Raw genomic sequence first — 1,823 nt, forward strand, 5'->3', positions numbered from 1 at the left:
GGGGCATTGAGCGGGTCGGATTCCTGACCCTGACGTTCGCGGATCACGTGCTCGATGCGAAGGAAGCTCAGCGCCGTTTCAACTCGCTGGCGACTCACGTCCTACGCAAGCGATACCCGGCCCACATTGCGGTGATGGAACGGCAGAAGTCCGGGCGCATCCACTACCACCTGCTGGTGGCGTTGCCGGATGACATTCGTACCGGGATCGACTTCGACAGCATCGCCCAGGGCGACTATCGGACAGCTAACAAGGCGCTGCGGTTGGAGTGGGCGTTCTGGCGGAAAACCGCGCCCAGGTATCGTTTCGGGCGTACCGAGCTGCTGCCGATCAAGTCCGATGCCGATGCAATGGGCCAGTACGTCGGCAAGTACATAGCGAAGGGGCAGGCGTTCCGCACGGAGGCCGATAAGGGCGTCCGATTGGTGCGCTATTCGGGGGCGCTCGGATGGCCACCTGCAAGTTCGCGGAGTTGAACAAGTACCCCAACGAGTGGCGCGCAAAAGTCTGCACGTTCGTCCGGCAAATGGCGGTTGCGTACCCGCATCGACGCATCCGGGACATGGACGACATCGCCTTTCACTTCGGCAAACGGTGGGCCTACCACTGGCGGGACTACATCCTCGGATTGCCGCCTGCTGACCTGCGCGTTCCGTTCTGAGGACGAGCCGCGCCGGCTGCCGTACCGAGGTCACGAGGGACGCCAGCCGGCGCGGCCGGGACGGCTACGGATCGAGGGGACGGAGGGCGCCATACCGAGGCAGTAGCCCCCTTGTGGGCCAGCCGGGGCCGTGGTGGAATAGGTGCTACACGATTAGACGGAGTAGCCCATGCCAGCCGCCCGCCCACGAATGCACGTCACCCCGTCGGAAAGCGTCCATGCGCTGCTGAGGGAGCTTTCCCAGCTCACGGGCAAGCCGCCCGCGACCATCGTCCGGGAAATGCTCGATGAGGCCGCTCCGGCGCTGGAGATGGCCGTTCAGGCGTTCCGGGCTCTTCACCGCAGGCCGCAGGAAGCGCAGGCCGCCATCGCACGGATGGCCGCGAAGGCGCACCAGACCATCGCTCAAGCAACCCTCGACCTGGACAAGGCGAGCGAGGGGAAGCGGGGCAGGAAACCGCGCGGGGAGGCCGCTAAGACCGGATGACCGCCCAAAAAGAAACCCCCGCGTCCCAGCGCCGGCAAGCTGAAGGGACTACGGGGGCCATGTGTGACGCGGATAGTGTACCGGGATGGGCTCGGCGGCGCGGTAAACGCTCGCTGGTGCGATTCCGCGGGGAATACCTGTCTCCGGAGGCCGTCAACGCGCAAGCCCGCGAGGAAGCCGCACAGGCCCGTTTAGAAAGGGGTGCAGGGGTATCCCCTGCGGCGACCCTCGAGGATCTCCCCGAAGTCGATTCAGGGAACCCGCTACGTCGGGTAGGGGGGAGCCCTTACCCCCCCCTGCTGACCGCTCTTTGCCGGCTGGCCAGTACACCGTAGACCCGGATACGGGCGAGCTCCTTCCTTGTCGCTCTTTAGAAACAACTCAACCGAACGGGAGCGGAAATGGTACCCCTGCGGCCCTCGTCGGCCCTCGGAAAAAGGTCGCGTTGGCCCTCTCGTGGAATGTCGCCAGCATGTGCAAGAAATGGGGCATTGAGCGGGTCGGATTCCTGACCCTGACGTTCGCGGATCACGTGCCTCGATGCGAAGGAAGCTCAGGCGCCGTTTCACTCGCTGGCGACTCACGTCCTACGCAAGCGATACCCGGCCCACATTGCGGTGATGGAACGGCAGAAGTCCGGGCGCATCCACTACCTGCTGGTGGCGTTGCCGGATG

General features: G+C 64.9%; 2 protein-coding genes and 1 pseudogene. All 3 read left to right on the forward strand.

The genetic code is table 11. The features are described 5' to 3' along the window. A pseudogene (locus LJB71_RS14435) lies at nt 1-476 on the forward strand (hypothetical protein); the annotation flags it as partial. Beyond that, on the forward strand, nt 473-661 hold the full coding sequence (locus LJB71_RS14440; RefSeq protein WP_259304838.1) for a hypothetical protein: 189 nt from the start codon (nt 473-475) through the stop codon (nt 659-661). The pseudogene LJB71_RS14435 and the gene LJB71_RS14440, both read left to right, overlap by 4 nt. Nucleotides 662-830: 169 nt before the next feature. Then, nucleotides 831-1,148 (forward strand): hypothetical protein, encoded by a 318-nt coding sequence (locus tag LJB71_RS14445; RefSeq protein WP_259304839.1) that lies wholly within the window; start codon nt 831-833, stop codon nt 1,146-1,148. Nucleotides 1,149-1,823: the final 675 nt, after the last annotated feature.

It is taken from the genome of Thermomonas sp. S9, assembly GCF_024704365.1.
Classification (GTDB): domain Bacteria; phylum Pseudomonadota; class Gammaproteobacteria; order Xanthomonadales; family Xanthomonadaceae; genus Thermomonas.

Coding starts and splice junctions, on each gene's coding strand:
- LJB71_RS14445 (WP_259304839.1), top strand. CDS start 831: ATGCCAGCCGCCCGCCCACGAATGCACGTCACCCCGTCGGAAAGCGTC.